The organism is Caballeronia terrestris (genome assembly GCF_001544515.1).
Lineage (GTDB): Bacteria > Pseudomonadota > Gammaproteobacteria > Burkholderiales > Burkholderiaceae > Caballeronia > Caballeronia terrestris.
Map to the genome: position 1 here is coordinate 130,888 of NZ_FCOL02000014.1, position 20,529 is coordinate 151,416.

The 20,529-nt window shown below is 63.4% G+C and carries 16 protein-coding genes; 11 read left to right on the top strand and 5 right to left on the bottom strand.

The window, feature by feature from the left end; translation table 11 throughout:
* Positions 1-5: 5 nt before the first annotated feature.
* Positions 6-977 carry a LysR substrate-binding domain-containing protein gene (locus AWB67_RS14570; RefSeq protein WP_087656958.1) on the bottom strand — a complete coding sequence of 324 codons (972 nt, stop codon included), beginning with the start codon at positions 975-977 and terminating at the stop codon, positions 6-8.
* Positions 978-1,078: 101 nt separating this feature from the next.
* Here AWB67_RS14570 and AWB67_RS14575 point away from each other — a divergent pair, with 101 nt between their 5' ends.
* The 6 genes from AWB67_RS14575 to AWB67_RS14600 all read left to right on the top strand — a co-directional run bounded on the left by AWB67_RS14575 (position 1,079) and on the right by AWB67_RS14600 (position 7,403).
* Positions 1,079-2,155 (top strand): ABC transporter ATP-binding protein, encoded by a 1,077-nt coding sequence (locus tag AWB67_RS14575; protein ID WP_087656959.1) that lies wholly within the window; start codon positions 1,079-1,081, stop codon positions 2,153-2,155.
* Between the two features lie 68 nt (positions 2,156-2,223).
* A complete protein-coding gene (locus AWB67_RS14580) occupies positions 2,224-2,934 on the top strand; it encodes an HAD-IA family hydrolase (RefSeq protein ID WP_087656960.1) in 711 nt (236 codons plus the stop codon).
* Between the two features lie 4 nt (positions 2,935-2,938).
* A complete protein-coding gene (locus AWB67_RS14585; protein WP_087656961.1) occupies positions 2,939-4,255 on the top strand; it encodes an NAD(P)/FAD-dependent oxidoreductase in 1,317 nt (438 codons plus the stop codon).
* 38 nt (positions 4,256-4,293) lie between these two features.
* Positions 4,294-5,160 carry an ABC transporter permease gene (locus tag AWB67_RS14590; protein WP_235025162.1) on the top strand — a complete coding sequence of 289 codons (867 nt, stop codon included), beginning with the start codon at positions 4,294-4,296 and terminating at the stop codon, positions 5,158-5,160.
* Positions 5,157-5,951: an ABC transporter permease gene (locus tag AWB67_RS14595; protein WP_087656963.1), complete on the top strand. Its 795-nt coding sequence runs from the start codon at positions 5,157-5,159 to the stop codon at positions 5,949-5,951. Before AWB67_RS14590 ends, AWB67_RS14595 begins: the two co-directional genes overlap by 4 nt.
* A gap of 24 nt (positions 5,952-5,975) precedes the next feature.
* Entirely contained in the window at positions 5,976-7,403 is a 1,428-nt protein-coding gene (locus AWB67_RS14600) for an aldehyde dehydrogenase family protein (protein WP_087656964.1), read from the top strand.
* Between the two features lie 66 nt (positions 7,404-7,469).
* Here the strand turns inward: AWB67_RS14600 and AWB67_RS14605 are convergent, their stop codons facing one another.
* Positions 7,470-9,149, bottom strand: a complete 1,680-nt coding sequence (locus AWB67_RS14605; RefSeq protein ID WP_087656965.1) for a GMC family oxidoreductase — start codon at positions 9,147-9,149, stop codon at positions 7,470-7,472.
* A gap of 79 nt (positions 9,150-9,228) precedes the next feature.
* Positions 9,229-10,272 carry an ABC transporter substrate-binding protein gene (locus AWB67_RS14610; protein WP_200821701.1) on the bottom strand — a complete coding sequence of 348 codons (1,044 nt, stop codon included), beginning with the start codon at positions 10,270-10,272 and terminating at the stop codon, positions 9,229-9,231.
* Between the two features lie 422 nt (positions 10,273-10,694).
* Here AWB67_RS14610 and AWB67_RS14615 point away from each other — a divergent pair, with 422 nt between their 5' ends.
* The 3 genes from AWB67_RS14615 to AWB67_RS14625 all read left to right on the top strand — a co-directional run bounded on the left by AWB67_RS14615 (position 10,695) and on the right by AWB67_RS14625 (position 16,302).
* The gene (locus tag AWB67_RS14615) at positions 10,695-13,187 is read left to right on the top strand and encodes a PAS domain S-box protein (RefSeq protein ID WP_087656966.1); all 2,493 of its coding nucleotides are present in this window, start codon (positions 10,695-10,697) and stop codon (positions 13,185-13,187) included.
* A gap of 148 nt (positions 13,188-13,335) precedes the next feature.
* Positions 13,336-14,676 (top strand): MFS transporter, encoded by a 1,341-nt coding sequence (locus tag AWB67_RS14620; protein WP_200822233.1) that lies wholly within the window; start codon positions 13,336-13,338, stop codon positions 14,674-14,676.
* Positions 14,677-14,952: 276 nt separating this feature from the next.
* Positions 14,953-16,302: an MFS transporter gene (locus AWB67_RS14625; RefSeq protein ID WP_087656967.1), complete on the top strand. Its 1,350-nt coding sequence runs from the start codon at positions 14,953-14,955 to the stop codon at positions 16,300-16,302.
* Here AWB67_RS14625 and AWB67_RS14630 read toward each other — a convergent pair.
* Positions 16,299-17,201, bottom strand: coding sequence for a LysR family transcriptional regulator (locus AWB67_RS14630; protein ID WP_087656968.1), 903 nt, complete (start codon positions 17,199-17,201; stop codon positions 16,299-16,301). The genes AWB67_RS14625 and AWB67_RS14630 overlap by 4 nt on opposite strands.
* A 105-nt stretch (positions 17,202-17,306) precedes the next feature.
* Between AWB67_RS14630 and mdlC the strand changes: the two genes are divergently transcribed.
* Both mdlC and AWB67_RS14640 read left to right on the top strand, forming a co-directional pair.
* Positions 17,307-18,887: a benzoylformate decarboxylase gene (gene mdlC / locus AWB67_RS14635; protein WP_087656969.1), complete on the top strand. Its 1,581-nt coding sequence runs from the start codon at positions 17,307-17,309 to the stop codon at positions 18,885-18,887.
* Between the two features lie 19 nt (positions 18,888-18,906).
* The gene (locus AWB67_RS14640; RefSeq protein WP_087656981.1) at positions 18,907-19,866 is read left to right on the top strand and encodes an alpha-hydroxy-acid oxidizing protein; all 960 of its coding nucleotides are present in this window, start codon (positions 18,907-18,909) and stop codon (positions 19,864-19,866) included.
* Between the two features lie 2 nt (positions 19,867-19,868).
* On the opposite strand, the gene AWB67_RS14645 is transcribed toward AWB67_RS14640, so the two are convergent.
* Positions 19,869-20,529: IS5-like element ISBhu1 family transposase (locus AWB67_RS14645; RefSeq protein WP_087656970.1), on the bottom strand; the 661-nt coding region annotated here is incomplete at its 5' end.

Consider the following 20,529-nt stretch of genomic DNA (forward strand, 5'->3'; position numbering starts at 1 on the left):
AACGCTCACCCCAACACCAGCCCCGCTTCCCCAAGCGCATCGCGCAACCCGAGCGCCGGATACGCCCGATCCACCGTACGCATATCCGCGCGCGTTTCTTCGATGATCCAGTCGCGCACATCGGCGACGATCGGCCTTAGCGGCCGGTTCTCCGGCCACACTAGGCAGCAGCGCCGGTTCGTCACCACGATCTCCTCTTCCGCGGCTACGAGCGCCCGCTCCGACAGCCAGTGCGACACCACGTTCAGCCACCCGAGCGCGATGCCCTGCCCGAGCAGCGCCGCCTGCACGACGATCGCGTAATCGTTGAAGCTCAGCATGCTCGCGGCATGCCTTCCGTGCGCCGCGAAAGCGGAAAAGCGGTCGTGCCAGCCGCGCTCGCCATCGTCCATCACGATCACGGTGTCGCCGTGTTCGCGGGCCGCCTCCGTGCCCGCCGTCTCGTGATAGCGCTGATTACACACGGGTAGCAGCGTTTCGGGCATCACGAGCACGCTGTTCTCGCCGATTTCGTCCTCGCGCATGAAGCGCATGCCGAGATCGACGTCGACGAGCGGCCCGCCGATGCGCCCCGAAATCAACTGAAACCGCAAATCGACAGTCGGAAACGCGCCGTTCAGCCGGCTCATGCGTGGCATCAGCCAGTGCGTCGTGAACGCCGTCGAAACCGAGAGCGTCACCGACTCGACGCCCGTCGCACGCGCCTCGATCTCGCGGATCGCGCCTTCGATACCGTTGAACCCCTCCGAAATCTTGCGATAAAGAATTTTCCCGTTCTCCGTCAATTCGATGCCGCCCCTCACCCGTTCGAACAATTGCACGCCGAGGTGGTCTTCCATGCGTGCGAGCATGCGGCTCACGGCGGGCTGGCTGACATACAGTTCCTGTGCGGCGCGCGTGAAGTTGCCGCAGCGCGCGGCGGCTTCGAACACGAACAGCGCATTGGCGCTCGGCAGTTTCTTTCTGAGATTGGGCATGACCTGATGTTATGCCTGATCCAACAATTTGGGAATTGCCGCCAAAAACATGGCGGCCTATATTTTCTCCAACGCAAGCCTTACCAGCGAGACAAAACGCAATGGACGCACGAGCGAAAACAGGAGTTTCGATCCGATCGGCAGCGAAGCGCTACGGCCCCGTAGTCGCCCTCGACGACGTATCGCTCGAAATCGAGCCGGGCGAGTTCGTGTCGCTCCTCGGGCCGTCCGGATCGGGCAAGACGACGCTGCTCGGGATTCTCGGCGGCTTCGTGCAGCCGAGTTCGGGTGCGGTGTGGGTCGGCGATCGCGACATTACATTTGCGCCGCCGCACAAGCGCGACATCGGCATCGTGTTTCAGAACTACGCGCTCTTTCCGCACATGAGCGTCGGCGAGAACGTCGCGTTTCCGCTGCGCGCGCGGCGTCAGCCGAAATCGACATGGGCGAAGAAAGTCGCCGATGCGCTCGCGATGGTCGAACTCTCGGGTTATGAGCATCGCGGCATCGGCCAGTTGTCGGGCGGCCAGCGGCAGCGCGTGGCGCTCGCCCGCGCGATGGTCTTCGAGCCGCAACTGATCCTGATGGACGAGCCGCTCTCCGCGCTCGACAAGCAATTGCGGGAAACGATGCAGATCGAATTGCGAAGGCTGCATCGCAAGCTCGGCGCGACCATCGTCTACGTGACGCACGACCAGCGCGAGGCGCTCACGATGAGCGACCGCGTCGCCGTGCTGAAGAACGGCCGCCTCGTGCAGATCGACACGCCGGAGCGCTTATATGACCGGCCGTGCGACGCGTTCGTCGCGAGCTTCATCGGCGAGGCGACGCTGCTCGACGTAACGCGTGCCGGCGACGACGCCGTGCGTCTCGGCGACACGCTTCTGCGCACGGCGCACCCGCTGCCGCGCGGCGACAAGCTGCTGCTCGCGGTGCAGACCGAGAAGCTCGTGATAGACAGCGGCGATGCGCGCGACGGCATGAACCGGCTGTCGTGCCGCGTGACGGAGGTGCTGTACCAGGGCGAGAGTCTGCGCGTGTTCGCCGCGCTCGCCGACGGCACCGCGATCAGCCTGCGCCAGCCCGGCAGCCACGATGCGCGACGGCGCATTCCGCAACCGGGCGCGCAGATGAGCGTCGCGCTCGATCCGCAGGACACGATCGTCGTGCCCGCCTGAATTTTTCCGCTGCCCGCGCGCGGGCGTTCTTTCTCCCGATTCAAAGCAAACTGTACAAGGATGATTTCATGAAGCTCACCGATTTCAAGGTCCTGACGTTCGATGTCGTCGGCACGCTGATCAACTTCGAAGCGGGCGTGCTCGCCTCCGTGCGGCGCCTCGGCGGCCCGGCGGCGAAGGACCTGACCGACGACCAGATTTTCGAACCGTACATGCGCGGTCGGGCGACGTATCCCGGCCGGTCTAGCCATGAAATGGTGAATGTTTATCTGTCGCTGGCAAAGGAGCTAGGCCTCCCCGACGATCCGCAATCGGCCGCCGCCTTCCAGCGCGACGTGCTCGAATGGCCCGCGTTCGAGGATTCGGTCGCGGCGTTGAAGCGCCTGCGCAAGCATTATCGGCTGGTCGCGATGACGAACGCGGACCGCGTCGCGCTGTCGGCGTATGCGCACACGCTCGGCGATCCGTTCGACGACTCCGTCTGCTGCGACGAAACCGGCGTCGCCAAGCCCGACCCGCAATTCTTCGCGTACAACCGCGGCCGTCAGGCAGCGTTCGGATTCAAGTTCGGCGAGATCCTGCATACGGCGCAGAGCCAGTATCACGATATCGGTGTCGCGACCGAACTCGGTTATTCGACGTGCTGGATCGAGCGCCGCCAGGGCCTGAAGGGCTTCGGCGCGACGCCGGTTCCCGAAGCCGTCACGACGCCGACCTTCACGTTCCCGACGCTCGCCGCGCTCGCGGACGCCGTCGAAGCCGAAGCCCGCGCGGCCTGAACGCATGCTCGCGCCGACGACACCTTCGAGGCCGCAGCCCGATTCGCTCTGGCGGGCGCTGGCCGGTCCCGCGCCCGAAGGCGCGCCGCTCGCGCGTGACGTCGATGTCGAAGTTGCGGTGATCGGCGCGGGTTACTCCGGGCTTGCCGCCGCGTATGCGCTCCAAAAGCGCGGCGTCGAGTGCGTGGTGCTCGATGCGAACCCCGTCGGCTGGGGCGCGAGCGGGCGCAATGGCGGGGTGGTGTCGTCGAAGTTCAGGCTGTCGTTTCCGACGATCGACAAGCTGCACGGCATCGAAACGGCGAAGCGCATGCATCGGCTCGCGCACGATGGCGTGCGCGTCGTCGAATCGTTCGTCGATGAATTCAAGCTCGAACATGCGCGCTTCGAGCACACGGGCAGCCTGCGTTGCGCACACACGGAGCGTGCGCTTGCCTCAATCTGTGCCGAAGCCGACTGGGTGCGCACGGCGCTCGGCGATACGTCGATGACCGTGCTCTCGCGCGAAGAAGTGACCCGCGAGACGGGATCGAAGGGATTCGTCGGCGGCGTGCTGAGCGCGGACGCCGGCACGATCCTGCCGCTCGAATACGTGCGCGGACTCGCGCATGGCATCGCGGCACGCGGCGTCCCGATCTACGAATCGACGCCCGTTCTGGAAATGCGCCGCGCCGCTGGCGACGCGCGCGTCACGCTGCGCACGCCTGGCGGCACGGTGCGCGCGAAGCAGGTGATCGTCGCGACGAATGCGTATTCGGATCTGACCTCGGCGACAGCGAAATATCAGCGCGAACTCGTGCCGTTTCGCAGCGCGATGATCGCGACCGAGCGCCTGCCCGCCGAACTCGATGCGCGTCTGATGGTGGAAAGCCGCAGTTACACCGAAACGCGGCGCATGATGAAGTGGTTCCGCAAGGCCGACGGCCGCATGCTCTTCGGCGGCCGCGACGCGTTCGGCAAGGAAGGCCAGATGACCGGCTTCGATGCGCTGCAACGCGCGATGATCGGCCTCTTTCCGGAACTGGCCGGTGTGCGCGTGGAGTATCGATGGTCGGGTTACGTGGGCATGACGTTCAATTCGCTGCCGCATGTCGGCAGAAGCGATGACGCCACGACGTTTTGTCTGGGGTATAACGGAGCGGGGGTCGCGATGGCGAGCCTGCTCGGTCAGCACGCTGCGGCGCTCGCGCTCGGCGAGACGCCCGAGCTGGCGCTGCTCGCGGCGCCCGGTTTGCGGCCCGTGCCGTTTCATTCGCTGCGCGCGCCGGGTGTGAGGCTCGTCGCGGCGTGGTATCAGTTCCTCGACGCCGTGGGTGCATGATGACGACCGCCAAGCGGATTCTCCAAGGACCATCCCTGATGCAGGCAACCCAGTCCGATCCTTCCGTTCGCTATCAGCGCCGCGAGGATCGCACGATGCTTCTTCTCATGACGCCGGCGCTCCTCGTGATCGTGGTGCTGCTGCTCGTGCCGCTCGTGTGGCTCTCGTGGCAATCGATCTGGCACGACGGCTTCACGTTCGAGAACTATCGGCGCATGTTCACGGGCGCCTATCTCGACACCTTCCTGCTGACGTTCAAGCTGAGCATCATCGTGACCGTCGTCACGCTGCTACTCGGTTATCCCGTCGCGTACTTCGCGGCCTCGCTGCCGCCGAAACTGAGCGCGCTCGTCCTCGGCATGGTGATCCTGCCGTTCTGGACGAGCGTGCTCGTGCGCACCTACGCGTGGCTCGTGCTGCTTCAGCGCACCGGTCTCGTGAACAAGGCGCTGCTGGCGTCGGGCCTGATCGACCGGCCGGCGCAGCTCGCGTACAACCAGTTCGGCACCATCATCGCGATGGTGCATATCCTTCTGCCGTTCATGGTCCTGCCGCTCTACTCCGCGATGCAGAAGATCCCGCCGAATCTCTCGCAAGCCGGTGCGAGCCTGGGCGGCTCGCCGCTGCACGTGTTCCTGCGCGTATTCCTGCCGCTCTCGATGAGCGGCGTGCTCGCGGGCGTCACGCTCGTGTTCGTGCTGTGCCTCGGCTTCTACATCACGCCCGAGCTGATGGGCGGCGGCAAGTCGATCATGGTGTCGATGGTGGTCAGCCGCAACGTCGAGATCTATAACAGTTGGGGCGCGGCGAGCGCGGTGAGCGTCGTGCTGCTGATCTGCGTGTTCGCGATCTTCTATGCCGCGAGCCGCGTGGTGCCACTCGAAAAGACCCTGGGCGCGAAATGAAAAAGCTCTCGTTCGGACGGATCGTGCTGGGCGCCGTGGTCGCGCTGATCCTCGTATTCCTGATGGTGCCGATATTGATCGTCGTGCCGCTTTCGTTCTCCGATACGCGCTTCATGACGTTCCCGCCGCCCGCGTACTCGCTGCGCTGGTATCACTCGTTCTTCGACAACCCCGCATGGATCGACGCCGCGCGCACGACGCTCACCGCGTCCGTATGCGCCGCACTGATCGCGACGCCGCTCGGCGTGGCCGCCGCGTACGCGATCCAGAACGGCACGCACTGGATCATGCGCTACCTGCGCACGTTGCTGATGCTGCCGCTGATGGTGCCGATCATCATCGTCGCGGTGGGCGTGTTCTTCGTGTATTCGCAGGCGGGATACGTGAATACGCTCGGCGGGCTGATCGTTGCCGATACGATGCTCGGGCTGCCGTATGTGCTGATCTCCGTCGGCGCCGATCTGCGCACGTTCGACCGCACGCAGGAGATGGTCGCGCGCAGCCTTGGCATGAACCGCTTTCGCAGCTTCATGACCGTGACGCTGCCGCAGATCAAGGCGAGTGTGATTTCGGGCGCGGTGTTCGTGTTCATCCAGGCGCTCGATGAAACCGTGGTCGCGCTCTTCATCTCCGGCGGCTCGAACCAGACGCTCACGCGCCGCATGTTCGTCACGCTACGCGACGAAATCGATCCGACCATCGCCGCGATCAGTACGATGCTGACTGCGCTGACGCTGTGCCTCGTAATGATCGTCGTGGTGAGCCGCCGGTCTTCGGCGGCGCGCGCCTGAACCTTCTTTCTGGATACCTGCTGCATGAATAACGCACTGAAGTTTTATATCGATGGCGCGTGGGTCGAGCCGTCCGGCACGGCGCGCTTGCCCGTCGTCGATCCGTGTACCGAGGAAGCGTTCGCCGAAGTCGCGATGGGCACGCCCGCCGACGTCGATCGCGCTGTCGCCGCTGCGAAACGCGCGTTCGCCTCGTTCTCGATGACGACGCCCGCCGAGCGCCTCGCGCTGATCCGCCGCATCCTCGATGCGTTTCTCGCGCGGCACGACGAGATGGGCGACATCATCTCGCGCGAGATCGGCGCGCCGAAAGCGATGGCGCATGCTTGGCAGGCGGGTATCGGGCGGCGGCATCTGGAGGAACTGATCCGTACGTGCGAAACTTTCGAATGGCGGCGGATGAAGGGCACGACGCTCGTCAACCATGAGCCGGTCGGGGTCGTCGCGCTGATCACGCCGTGGAATTGGCCGATCAATCAGATCGTCTGCAAGGCCGCGCCGGCGATTGCTGCGGGTTGCACAATGGTGCTCAAGCCTAGCGAGGTGTCGCCGCTCAATGCGGTGCTGTTCGCCGAAATTCTAGATGCGGCTGGCGTGCCGGCTGGCGTGTTCAATCTCGTGCACGGCGATGGGCCGACTGTCGGCGCGGCGCTTGCGGCGCATCCGGATGTCGATATGGTGTCGTTTACTGGCTCGACGCGTGCGGGTATTGAAGTCGCCAAGCTGGCAGCGCCGACAGTCAAGCGCGTGCATCAGGAACTGGGCGGGAAGTCGGCGAATATTCTGCTCGATGACGTCGATTTCGAAGCGGCTGTGACGGCGGGGGTCAATTCGTGCTTTGGCAATAGCGGACAATCGTGCAACGCGCCGACGCGGATGCTCGTGCCCGCGGCTCGGCATGACGAAGCCGTGGAGATTGCGCGACGGGCGGCGGAGGCGCATCGAGTTGGGCCTGCCGACCATGCCGCTACGACGATGGGGCCGGTTGTCAGCGATGTGCAGTTCGAGCGCGTGCAGCGGTTAATCGCGATCGGGATCGGCGAGGGCGCTCGGGTTGTGGCGGGTGGCTTGGGACGGCCGCAGGGGCTTGAGCGCGGGTACTACGTGCGACCGACGGTTTTTGCAGACGTGAAGCCTTCGATGACGATCGCTCGTGACGAGATCTTCGGGCCTGTACTCGCGATCATGCCTTATCGCGATGAGGATGAAGCGGTAGCCATCGCTAACGATAGTCCGTTTGGGCTCGCGGCTTATGTTCAGTCGGGGGATTCTGAGCGGGCTCGGCGGGTGGGGTTTCGGCTTAGGGCCGGGAGCGTGTATTTGAATTACCCGTCGTGGGATGCAGGGGCGCCGTTCGGCGGTTACAAGCAGTCAGGGAACGGACGCGAGTATGGGGAATGGGGGCTTGAGGCGTTCTTGGAGGTTAAGGCTTTAGTGGGGTTTGGGCGCTAGCGCTTCTTTAGCGGTCTATTGGCGTTGCTCTGAACGTGGCAATGCTGATAGACCGGTCGCTAACGGTTACTCTCTTCGCAATAAATCCCCAATCCGCTCCGCCACCATAACCGTAGGCAAATTCGTGTTGGCGCACGGAATCGTGGGCATCAAGGACGCGTCGCACACATTAAGCCCCTCAACGCCATACACGGCGCCATGCGAATCGCAAACCGCTAAAGGATCATCAGCGGCACCCATGCGACAAGTCCCCACCGGATGCCACGTGCCGCCCACCGAACGCGTCACGAACTGCGTCAAAGCCTCATCATCGGCAAGCAACTCACGCAACGTCACACCCTGCGTCACCACGCGCCGCACGAGCCACCCACGCAACGGCCCGGCAATATCGAGCAGACCGCTAAGCGCTCCGCGCTGCAAAGCATTCCAGGTGCCCGGCACCGCGACACTCGCCACACGCGGCGAATAGCTCGACGGAAACAGCGTGTCACGATGCGCCGCCATCATCGGATCACCAAGCGTCTTGGCGCCGAAGCGCAGCGCAAGTTTCAACCGATCGATATCTCGGGAATCGGAGAGCATATTGAAGTCGACGGCGGGCTCATCGTGGGGATTCGCCGATGTCAGCTTGACGCGCCCGCGCGAGTACGACTTGTTGACCCAAAAGAAAATCGTCCCCAGCCGATAGCCGACTGAATGCCACCCCGAGCGCGACAGGATGGCCCCATGCATATCGCCCGGAACGGTCCCCGGCAATCCCGACGAAAACCGCACGATCGCCTGCTCATGATGCTCATCGGGAAACGGCGTGCGCGCTGAGCGCGGCAGAAACGCCGACACCGCAATCGACGGATGCTCCATCAAATTGGCACCGACCCCCGCGCGATCCGCAACCACATCGATGCCTAGCGCCGCAAGATCATCAGCCGGACCGATGCCGCTTCGCATCAGCAGCGCGGGACTATGAATCGCGCCCGCGCAGACGATCACACGCGCGGCGCGCAGTAACTCACGCGCGCCATCCCCGCCGATGACACTCGCGCCCACCGCGCGCTTGCCCTCGAACAACACGCGCTCGACAACGCGCCCCGTGCGAATCGTCAGGTTGGGGCGCTTGCGCACGGTATCGTCGAGATAGCAGACAGAAGTTGGGATGCGCTCGCCCGCTTCGCTCACCGCGATCGATCCGATGAACGTGCCGTCTTCCCACGGACCGTTCTGATCATCACGGCGGACGTGGCCGCGCGCGTCGAGTGTACCGAGCACCGCGCGCACGAACGGCGAGATGCGCTCCCAGGCGGCGCGCTGGACGCGCACTGGGCCGGCCGTGCCGTGCAACTCGCCGCCGAAGTCGCAATCGGTTTCGAGCTTGCGGAAGAAGGGCAGGCACGCGGACCAGCTCCAGCCTTTGGCGCCGAGCGCTTCCCATTCGTCGTAGTCGGCAGGGGCGCCGCGGTTCGCCATCAATGCGTTGATCGCGGAACCGCCACCGAGCAGGCGCGCTTGTTCATAGCGCCTCGGCGCCGTAGACGACGCGCTCATGCGTGCCTGAAGTTTCTGCCAGATGTTCGATGTGTCGAGGTAAGCGCGCCCCGGATAGCGGCTGCGCACCGCGGCGGGCATGTTTGCTTGTGAGATGTCGCGGCCGGCCTCGACGAGGCATACGGTCTTGTCCGCGTCTTCGGACAGGCGCGCGGCCAGCACGCAGCCGGCCGAGCCGCCGCCGAGTATCAGATAGTCGATCACGTTGGACCAAAGGGGTGTCAAGCATGCTTAAGGAAAGCGGCTATATGAGCATCAAAAGAGCACGCCCTTGCCCAACCGCTTACTGCATGAACTTGAGCCACCGCGCTTTGGCCTGCACACCGGCTTCCGATGCCCACCAATCCTCCGACATCAGCGCCTGCTTCGCCGCATTCTCCGGCGAACTCGGCAATTCGCTTGCACGCTTAGGGTCGATCTTGCCGGTCTTGAAGGCCGCCGGATTACCCGGACCATAGTCGATATAAAGTGGCAAATTCGCCTGCAATTCGGGCGACACGGCCGCGTTGACGAAGCGAATCGCCTCCGGCAGATTCGGCGCGTTCTTGAGCACGCACAACTGCGTGTTCTGCAGGATGCCGTCGTTGAACGTGAAGTCGACATCCGGATTGTCCTTGCGCACGGCGCTCGCACGGCCGTTCCAGATCATCGTCATGTCGACTTCGCCGTCGTGCAGCAGTTGCGCCGATTGTCCGCCAGACGTCCACCACACCGTCACGTCCGGCTTGATCTGTTGCAGCTTCTTGAACGCGCGATCGACGTCGAGCGGATAGAGCTTGTCGCGCGAGACGCCGTCTGCCAGGAGCGCGGCTTCGAGCACGGTCTGCGGATCGTTGCGCAAGGCGCGCGTGCCGGGGAACGCCTTGACGTTCCAGAAATCGGCCCAGCTCTGCGGCACTTTCTTCAGCGACTTCTTGTTGTAGCCGATGACGGTCGAATAGAACTCGTACGCGACCGAGTACGGCGTGCGGTACTTCTCGGGCATCGCGGCCGCGTTAGGGATCTTGGAGAAATCGAGCGTTTCGAGCAGCCCTTCGCGGCCGCCGCGCAGACAGTTCGACGTTGGCGTATCGACAACGTCCCAAATCGGCTTGCCCGTCGCGGCCTGCGCCTTGATTTGCGGCCAGGCGTCGGGAATGCTTTCCTGGTTGATCGTGATGTTCAACTGCTTGGCAGCCGGGTCGAGGATGGCCTTGGTCTGCGCTTCCTGATACGTGCCGCCCTGCGAGACGAAGGTGATCTTGCCGGCGGCAAACGCGGGCGCATGGCTCGCAATGCCCAAGATTAGTGCGGCGGCAAGCGGGCGCAACAATGGCTTTGTTATCACGACTTTGTCCTCGAGACGGTTGGGCAAAAAAGTTCGTCGATGTAATGCTGTTTTTTGGAGCAGCTCGGGCGTAGCGGCAGCAAAGCGGCAACGGCGACGATATGCGAAGATACGATGCGCCGTCTTGTCTCCGCTTAGCGTCGTCAGTAAAAATATAGTGAGTCAATATGCTGGCGACAACGCCGGAATTGTTTGAGGCCCCATGACGTCATGTTATGGCAAGCTTAATCATGCGGTTTAAATTACCTGCCTGGCGGTAAAAATCTCCCAGATGAAATTATTCGATGATTCGCGCTAATTGATGCACGCAAACGTTTGCGCGTGGATTCTGTTTCAATCACACTCTCCAGAACAATTGCGCGGGGTGGATGGCCCTTGCGGCAAAATGCAGTGCGTTTCAATCAATAACAACGGAACGGACCATGCGCTTCCAATACGAGGCTTCGTCACCAGTGGAAAAGCAGTCGGAGCGCAGCCGGCAGGCGCACTTTCAAAGGTGGTTCTCGGCGTTTGCGAGTCTCGCGCACTCCAAATTGCCGCTCGGTCCTTATCTGCAGCAAGTCACCGACACGCTCAAGGAAGTATCGGGCGTCGCGTCCGCTGTCGTCGAATGGATCGAAGGCGAGGAACTCGTCTACCGCGCGGCGAGCGGCGAGGCAGCACGTCATATAGGCACGCGGCTCGCGGCGAGCGGAAGCTTGTCGGGGCTATGCATCACGCGGCAACAGGCGCTCATCTGCCGCGATACGTCCACCGATCACCGCGTGGACCGTGCGGCTTGCGAAGCTGTGGGTGCGATATCGATGGTCGTGGCGCCGGTCGTCTGCGAAGGACGCTCGGTCGCGGTGCTCAAGCTGATTTCGCGCAAGGTCGATTACTTCAAGGCCACCGACGTCGGCATTCTGGACGCGTTCTGCGCCTGCATCGCGGTGACGATCGCGCGGGAAGAGGTCGCCTCCGAAAACGAGGCGCTGCAAAGGCAGAATGAAAGCGTCAGCGCGAATCTCACGGTCGAGTCGTCGCTGCGCATCGAGTACGAGAAGAAGCTCGCCGATGCGCTGAGGCGGCGGCGCACCGTGCTTGAAAACGCGCACGTCGCGTTCGTCTCGATGGACGAGGCGGGCATGATCGTCGACTGGAACAACGCGGCGGTGAACCTGTTCGGCTGGCGCGCGCAGGACGCCGTGGGCAAGGAACTCGCGGCGCTCATGGTGCCCGAGCGCTTTCGCGACGCGCATCGCGCGGGCCTCACGCGCTATCTCGCGACGGGCGAGGCGCGCATGATCAACAAGCGCGTCGAGTTGCCCGCGCTGCGCCGCGACGGCTCCGAATTCCCGGCCGAACTCACGATCAGCGAGGTCTGGTTCGAGAGCCAGCGCCAGTTCACCTGCTTCGTGCACGACATCACGGACCGCCGCCGCGCCACCGAGGCCGATGAGCGCCTGCGCTCGCTGATCAATTCGGTCAGTGATTATGCGATCTACATGCTGGACCACGACGGCTTCGTGCGGTCGTGGAACGACGGCGCTCGCGCGATCTTCGGATACGTGGCGGACGAAGTGGTCGGCCGCCACATCGCGATGTTCTATTCGCCCGACGACCTCAACCGCGACATGCCCGGCGAAGAGCTGCGCAAGGCGGCCGCGAGCGGCCGCGTGGAAGAAGAGGGCTGGCGCGTGCGGCGCGACGGCTCGGCGTTCTGGGCGCACGTCATCATGACCGCGCTGCGCGATGGCGAAGGGCGGCAGCAGGGCTTCGTCAAGATCACGCGCGACATGACCGCGCGGCGCAGACTCGAGGAACTGGAAGCATCGAGCCGCAGGATGAACGAGTTCCTCGCGCTCCTCGGGCACGAGTTGCGCAACCCGCTCGCGCCGATACGCAATGCGGTGAGCATCCTCAAGTTGCAGGCATCGGACGATGCGAACGTCGTGAGGAGCCGCCAGATCGTCGACCGGCAACTCGCGCATCTGACAAAGCTCGTCGACGATTTGCTCGACGCGGGCCGCATCAGTTCGGGGAAGATTCGCCTGACGAGCGAGACCGTCAACGTCGCGGATATCGTGCAACTGAGCGTCGAGGCGAGCCAGCCGCTCTTCGACGAGCGGCAGCAGCGGCTAGTCGTGGAGGGCGCCGGCGTACCGCTCTTCATTCGCGGCGACGTGACGCGGCTCGTGCAGGCGCTCAACAACCTGCTGAACAATGCGTCGAAGTTCAGCCCGGTCGGTTCGGCGATCTCGCTGCAGATCGGGGCGCATGCGAACGCGCTCGTGATCCGGATCATCGACAACGGTCGCGGCATTTCCGCCGAGGCGCTCGATAGAGTCTTCGATCTTTTCGTGCAGGAGCATGCACCGGGCGCGCATCCCGATGAGGGCGGGCTCGGCATCGGGCTCACGCTCGTGCGGGCCATCGCCGAGTTGCATGGCGGACACGTCGAAGCGCGCAGCAACGGCGCGGGCACGGGCAGCACGTTCAGCCTGTGGCTGCCGCTCGCGCAGGCGCCGTCGCGCGAAACCATCGCGCCGCCGCCCGCGGGCATGGCGGAGAACCAGCAACTCGACGTGCTCGTCGTCGATGACAACAAAGATTCCGCCGACAGCATGACGCTGCTCGCCGAAATGCTCGGGCACACGTCGCGCGCAACGTACGACGGCCCCGGCGCGCTCGAGGAGTTCGAGCGTCGCACGCCGCAGGTCGTGCTGCTCGATCTCTCGATGCCCGGCATGACCGGCTTCGACGTGATCCACCGGATGCGTGCGCTGTGCGGCGAGCGCGTGATCATCGCGGCGATGACGGGCCTCGGTTCCGACGAAGATATCGCGCGAACGCAAGCGGCCGGTTTCGACGCGCATCTCGTCAAACCCGTCGATCTGCCCGAACTGGAAGGCGTGCTGGCGCGCGCGGTGCGGTAAGTCAGCACCCGCTGAACTCGCATCATGCCTCTGGGGTATGGTGCGAGACTCGATCAGTATTGGACGGCGTGTGTTTGGCTCGCCTATTCTGGCCCGGCAGTGATCCATCAAGCCAACCAGAACAACGCGCCAAACGCACGGAGACACAATGAGTACCTCGCTCGACGTATCGTCGCTGATCGACCGGGAGCCAATTCGCCCGTACCAATGGATGATCTTCGTCCTGTGCTTCGCCACGACGCTGTTCGACGGCTTCGATACCCAGGCGATTGCATACACCGGCCCCGCGATCGTCGCGGCGTTCGGTCTGCGCCCCGGCGACCTCGCTCCGATTCTCATCGCGGGCACGCTCGGCATGACGATCGGCGCGATGACGCTCGGCTTGCTGGGCGACCGCGCGGGACGTCGCCCGGCGCTGCTTGGCGGTGTCGCGCTCTTTAGCGTCGCCTCGCTGCTGACCGCGTTTGCCGGAAGCACCAGCCAGATCCTGATCCTGCGTTTCATTGCGGGGCTCGGCATGGGCGGCTGCACGCCCGTGCTGCTCGCGCTTGCCGCTGAATTCGGACCCGCGCGGCATCGCGGCGCGATCATGACGGGCGTTTTGCTCGGCCTGCCAGCGGGCGCGATGCTCGGCGGTCTGCTCGCGGCGCGCATGATGCCGGTCATCGGATGGCAGGGCGTGTTCATCGTCGGCGGCGCGGCGCCGCTCGTGCTGCTCGTCGTGCTTTATTTCGCGCTGCCCGAGTCGCTCAATTACCTCGTGAGCCGCTCGCGCACGGAGGGCATGCAGACGGTGCGCAAGACGCTGAGCCGGATCATTCCCGCAACGCTGCCCGCCGACATCGCATTCAAGGCACCGGAAGCGGCGGCGTCGCGCGCAACCGTTGGGGCGCTGTTCAAGAATGGCAACGCGCGCAACACGATCGCTATCTGGGGCGTCTATCTCTTCAACTGGATCGCGTGGTTCATGCTGCTCTCCTGGCTGCCGACGGTCCTCAAGGCCGCAGGGCTGCCCGCCGCGCAAGCGCCGATGGGAACGGTGGTCGTGAACGCGGTCTTCATCGTCTGCGCGATTCCGCTTTCCATTCTTCTGCCCAAGATCAACACGCGGCGCCTGCTGATCGCGCTTCTCGCATTGGGGATCGCGATTGCGATCGGGCTCTCTTATGCGGGTACGTCGTGGGGCCTCGTGTTCGTGCTGGCAGGGGCGGCGGGGCTTGGCATCGGCGGTCAGCAGATCGCGCTCAACTATCTCGTGGTCGGCGCCTATCCGACGACGCTGCGTGCCACCGCAACAGGCTGGGCCATCGGCATGGGGCGCGTCGGCGCGATCGCGGGCTCGGCCGTGGGCGGCAGCGTGCTCGCGCTTGGCGGTCCGGGCGGGTTCTATATGGCGCTGGCTGTGCCGCTCGTCGCGGCGCTGCTGGCGGTCATCGCGATTCGCACGAGTCATGATGTGATCGATCGCAATCTTGCGGCGGCGCACTGATGTTTGTTGGCTAGCTGTTTTGGCCTGACAGAAGGCTGGACTCGATCGAAGAATCGGCCAGCCGCGGTTTGCCAGTTTTCGAAGCAAGACGATCATAAAAAAATCGGCTAGCGCCGTTCATTAGCGGCGCGAGCAAAAGCCGGCGTTCAAAGCAACCTTTCCAAATCTTTGAGTGAGCGTGAGCGCTTTTTGCCTCGCGCTCACCGCTTTGTCGTGCCCTCAAGGTGCTATCAGACGCCCACCAGCATTTCAGACCGACAGCGAAGGAGATATCGCATGCGTCAAATCGATGTTCACAAACTCGCGGACGATGCCCGCTTCAAGGGCTTCCACGCAATCGTGCTTTTCTGGTGCGCGCTGATCATCATCTTCGACGGCTACGATCTGGCTGTTGCCGGTATCGCGTTGCCGTCGATCATGAAGGACATGGGCGTCCAGCCGACGAGCGCCGGCTTCATGGTCAGCTCCGCGCTCTTCGGCATGATGTTCGGCGCCGTATTCTTGGGAACGATCGCGGACCGCATCGGCCGTAAGCGCGCCATCGCCATCTGCATCGTGCTCTTCAGCGTCTTCACGGCGGCCGCCGGCTTCACGAGCGACCCCGTGATGTTCAGCGTCACGCGCTTTCTCGCGGGACTCGGCATCGGCGGCGTGATGCCGAACGTCGTTGCGCAGATGACTGAATACTCGCCGCGCAAGATCCGCAGCACGATGGTCACGCTGATGTTCAGCGGCTATTCCGTGGGCGGCATGCTCGCGGCGCTGCTCGGCAAAGGGCTGATCGAGCGCTTCGGCTGGCAGTCGGTGTTCATCGCCGCCGGCCTGCCAATTCTGCTCGTCCCTGCGATCCTGAAATGGATGCCCGAGTCGATGCCGTTCCTCATCCGGTCGGGCCGCATCGATACGCTGAAGGGAATCGTGTCGCGCATCGAGCCCGGCTATCAGCCGCAAGAAAGCGACCGCTTCGCGCTTCCCGGCGAAGACACCCGGCGTGCGCCGCCGATCGGCAAGCTGTTCACCGATGGCCGTGGCTTCAGCACGGTCATGCTGTGGATCGCGTTCTTCATGTGCCTCTTCATGGTGTATGCGTTGAGTTCGTGGCTGACCAAACTCATGGCAAACGCCGGACACAGCCTCGGCTCGGCACTGACATTCGTGCTGGTGTTGAACTTCGGCGCGATGATCGGCGCGATCGGTGGCGGATGGATGGCAGATCGCTTCAACATCAAGTACGTGCTGATCGCGATGTATGCACTCGCGGCGGTATCGATCAGCCTGCTCGGATTCAAGGTGCCGACGTGGGCGCTCTTCGTGCTGGTCGGGCTCGCGGGCGCATCGACCATCGGGACGCAGATCGTGACGTATGCATTCGCCGGACAGTTCTATCCGATGGCGGTGCGGGCGACGGGTATCGGCTGGGCATCGGGCGTTGGGCGCAGCGGGGCGATTCTCGCGCCGATCGTGATCGGCGTGCTCGTCAGCATGGCGCTGCCGCTGCAGCAGAACTTCCTCGCGATCGCGGTGCCGGGGGTGATCGCGGTGCTTGCTGTTTCGTTGATCAATCAGCGACGCTCCGCCCAGCACGATCATGCGACGGCTGATCCGCTCGTAACGGAAGCGGCTTAGACGCCGCTCAGCACCCTGTCTACCGTATCGCAAAACCACTGCTGTGCAGCCGAATCCGCCGAGTGCGCCTGCCAATACAGGTTGACGTGAAACGGCGGTATCGGAAACGGCAAAGGCAGCACGCGCATGCGTCCATCGATCGCGAATGCGTGAGCGATGCGCGTCGGCAGGGTGAGGACCAGATCGCTCGAAGCGATCACGGTCGCGAGATTCGTGAAATGGGGCACCCGCAGCGCGATCTTGCGCTCGAGCCCCAACTCGCTCATCACGTCCTCGACGTGATGATGACCCGAGAAGGGCGCGACAACAACATGCTTGGCCGCGACGTAATCATCCAGCGACATCGCGTCGCCAATCTGCGGATGCGTCGCGCTGAGCAGGCACGAGTACGTCTCTTCGAATAGCGTCTTCCGACGCGCCTGTCCACCCACGAATTGCAGATTGCCAACGGCCGCATCGATGCGGCCGGTCGACAGCCACTCCGCGATCCGGTCCGTATCGAGTTGCACGATCTCCAGCTCGACGGATGGTGCCGCTCGTTGCAACTCCGGAATCAGCAAGGGCAGAAAGTACAGCTCGCCGAGATCCGACATCGCCACCCGAAAGCACCTGCTCGACTCCGCGGGGCTGAACACGCGCGCCGAAGAAATCGCGTGTTCGATTTCGTCGAGCGCGCCTCGAAAGCTCTGAAAAAGCTGGGTCGCGTTGAACGTCGGGACCATGCCTTCGCGCGTGCGCGTGAACAGCGGATCGTTGAGGAGATCGCGCAATCGTCCAAGTGAATGGCTCACGGACGGTTGCGTGATGTAAAGCCGTTTCGCGGCCGCACTGACGCTTCCCGTCTCGTAGATGGCGACGAAATTTCGGATGAGATTCAGGTCGGTCAGCGCGGAGGTCATTGGCGAGCCCACTATAGACGGCATCTATTTGCGGAACCAAAAAGTGTTCATTTGATTAATCTTATACCGGGTCATAGCATCGGTACATCACTTGGGAACTTGCTAATGACCACCGTGCACGAAGCTTCTTACGAAATACTCCGCAGCCAGGGCCTGACGACGTTCTTCGGCAATCCCGGTTCCAATGAACTGCCCTTCCTCAAAAACTTCCCTTCCGACTTCCGATATGTGCTCGGCCTTCAGGAAGCTGTTGTCGTAGGGATGGCCGATGGATTCGCGCAGGCGACAGGACGTCCCGCCTTCGTGAATCTGCACTCGGCGGCAGGCACGGGCAACGCGATGGGCGCGCTTGCGAATGCATGCAACTCGCATACGCCACTGGTCGTGACCGCCGGACAGCAGGTTCGATCGATGGTAGGTGTCGAAGCATTGCTCGCGAATGTGGATGCAGCGAACTTGCCGCGTCCTTTAGTGAAATGGAGTTGTGAGCCTGCTTGCGCGGAAGAGGTTCCCCTCGCATTGAGCCGCGCGATTCACACGGCCTCCGCGCCTGCGATGGGGCCTGTCTATGTGTCGATTCCGTATGACGACTGGAGCAAGGAAGCGGGCCCAGGCGTAGAACATCTTGCGAGCCGACGCGTTCAGCATGCGGGTTCCCCTTCGGCCAATACGCTCGCAAAGCTCGCCGCTCGTTTGGAGCGCGCCATTAATCCGGTGATGATCGTCGGGCCCGATGTCGATGCTTGCAGCGCGAACGACACGGCGGTGGCGCTCGCCGAGAAGCTGCGCATGCCTGTGTGGATGGCACCCTCCGCACCACGCTGTTCCTTTCCGACGACGCAGCGCTGCTTTCGCGGATTGTTGCCAGCGGGCATCGCGAGCATCTCAAGACTGCTCGACGGCCACGACCTTATTCTGGTGGTGGGTGCTCCCGTGTTCCGTTATCACCAGTACGAACCCGGCGATTACCTGCCTGCCGGAGCGGAACTGGTGGCGATCTTCTGCGACGCGCAGGAAGCGGCACGCGCACCGATGGGCGATGCGATCGTCGCTGATATCGGTGAAACGCTCGAAGGCTTGCTTCGTGAAGTGCATCAGAGTTCGCGTCCGATCCCGGCTGCGATCAAACGGCCCGAGTTCGCGCCCGAGGAACCGGGACCGTTGCGTCCCGAACGCGTCTTCGACCTGATCGACGAGATGGCACCCCGCGACGCGATCTACGTCAACGAATCGACGTCGACCACCAATCTTCTCTGGCAGCGCTTGCGCATGGCCGAGCAGGGCAGCTATTTCTTTGCCGCTGCCGGCGGCTTGGGATTCGCGCTTCCCGCCGCCGTGGGCGTGCAAATGGCAAAGCCCGATCGACGGGTGATCGGGATCATCGGCGATGGGTCGGCGAACTTCGGCATCACGGCGCTCTGGACCGCGGCTCAGTACAACATTCCGTCGATCTTCATCATCATGAAGAACGGCACCTATGGAGCGCTGCGGTGGTTCGCCGGGGTTCTCGAAGTAGAGAACGTTCCCGGACTGGACGTGCCGGGCATCGACTTCTGCGCGATCGCAGAAGGCTACGGCGTGCAGGCACTGCGCGCGGACTCCAGTGAATCGCTGACCAAAGCTTTATCTCGCGCATTGGCAAGCAACAAGCCGACGCTGATCGAAGTCGAAACGCGCGCGCCCTGAAGTGATCAAGGACAGTTCCATGAATACGCCTGTCAATGTCGCGGACTATCGGAAGCTGGCGCAGAAGCGCCTGCCCAAGATGGTGTTCGATTACCTCGAAGGAGGCGCCGAGGACGAGCTTGGGCTCGCGCACAATCGCGCGGTCTTCGAGAAGGTCCGCTTCGAGCCACGGAGGCTCGTCGATGTCAGCAAGCGAGACATTCGCAGCACGTTGTTCGGACGCTCGATGACTGCACCGATGGTCATCGCGCCGACAGGACTGAACGGCATCTTCTGGCCTGAGGGTGACATTGCGCTTGCGAAGGCTGCTGCGCGATTCGGCATTCCGTTCGCGTTGTCGACGGCGTCGAATGCATCGATTGAGACCGTCGCGAAACGGTGCGACGGCGAGTTGTGGTTTCAGCTCTACGTCGTTCATCGAAAGCTGGCGGAGCAACTCGTCAAACGCGCGCTGGCGGCCGGATACACGACGCTGATTCTGACCACAGACGTGAGCATCAACGGCAAGCGGGAGCGTGACGTGCGAAATGGATTCGGCATCCCCGTGAAGTACAGCGCGAGAACCATCGCTGATGGCGTGCTTCATCCGCAATGGTCGTTCGATTTGCTTCGGCATGGTGTTCCCAAGCTCGCCAATTTCGAGAGCAGCGAGGCGCAGGACACCGAGGTGCAGGCGGCACTGATGAGCCGCCAGATGGACGCGAGCTTTTCCTGGAAAGACCTGCGCTGGCTGCGCGATCTTTGGCCGCACACGCTGCTCGTCAAAGGCATCAGCAGGGCCGACGATGCCGCTCGATGCATCGCAGAAGGCGCGGATGGCGTGATCCTTTCCAATCACGGCGGACGACAGCTCGACAGCGCGATAGCGCCGCTGGAAGCGTTGGCGCCCACCGTGGCAGCGCTCGATGCGCCGGTGCTCCTCGATAGGGCGTTGTTGCATAAGTCGAACGTAAGGACAAGATGGCTTCTGCGATCCTGAATTCATGCGATGCGGGTGGACTGCGGGCGTGCGAGCGCCGTCATGCGGTTCAGCACGCCCACGCGGATCGCTACCTCGGTTGCTTGGGAACCGATGCAGCGCGCCCACAGACGAGTGCCCGTCAGCGTCTTGAGTCGATACATCAGGTTCTCGACGAGCGAGCGCCGGTGGTAGCCGCTGCGCTTCTTCCATTCCTGTCGACCGCTTCGCGCAATGGCGTCAATCGCCTCATTGCGCCAGCTCGCGCCAGGCGTGTTCTCAGACCAGGGCATCGCCCCTTCGCGCGGCGGGATCGACGGTTGAGCATCGCGTGCGGCGATCGCCGCGTGGCATTGCTTGGTGTCGTACGCGCCGTCGCCGCCGATGGTATCGATCGGTTCGTCCGCAGGGATCTGATCGAGCAGCTTGGGCAACACGTCGGCATCGGCGACGTCTTGATGCGTCATCAGCGCAGCGCATACCTGACCGGTCTTCGCGTCCAGTCCCAAGTGCACCTTGCGCCAGGTGCGGCGCTTCGAATAGCCGTGCTTGCGCACCTTCCATTCGCCTTCGCCGTAGAGCTTCACGCCGGTGCTATCGACCACCAGATGCAGCGGTTCGCCGCTGCGCAGGGCGGGTAACCTGACTTTCAGGTCTTGCGCGCGGCGACTCAGCGTCGTGTAA